We start from the raw sequence: 317 nt of genomic DNA on the forward strand, positions 1-317 counted from the left end.
ATGGGTAATGCGGTCTCGGGTGACGAAGAAAGCTTTGAGAACGGCCTGCTCGAGCATCCGCACTATACGCGGCCGCAGGAGTTCGAGGGCCGGCCGATCCCGGATGTGCTGATTTCGGGCAACCACAAGAAGATTGCCGAATGGCGACGCGCCGAGGCCGAGAAGCTGACGCGGGAACGGCGGCCGGACTTGCTTGGCGCTATGCCTCAGCCCTTGGTGAAATAGTAGAAAGCCAGAAACAGGCCGACCGCGACGACGAAACCGCGCACGACGGCCTGCGGCACGCGCTTGGCGATCCATACCCCGGCATAGCCGCC

General features: G+C 63.4%; 2 pseudogenes. One reads left to right on the forward strand and one right to left on the reverse strand.

What is annotated here, in order from left to right:
• Nucleotides 1-225: pseudogene (locus EN852_RS38110) on the forward strand (tRNA (guanosine(37)-N1)-methyltransferase TrmD); the annotation flags it as partial.
• On the opposite strand, the pseudogene EN852_RS38115 reads toward EN852_RS38110, so the two are convergent.
• A pseudogene (locus tag EN852_RS38115) lies at nt 207-317 on the reverse strand (sulfite exporter TauE/SafE family protein); the annotation flags it as partial. The pseudogenes EN852_RS38110 and EN852_RS38115 overlap by 19 nt on opposite strands.

The sequence above is a fragment of the Mesorhizobium sp. M2E.F.Ca.ET.209.01.1.1 genome (assembly GCF_004010375.2).
GTDB lineage: Bacteria > Pseudomonadota > Alphaproteobacteria > Rhizobiales > Rhizobiaceae > Mesorhizobium.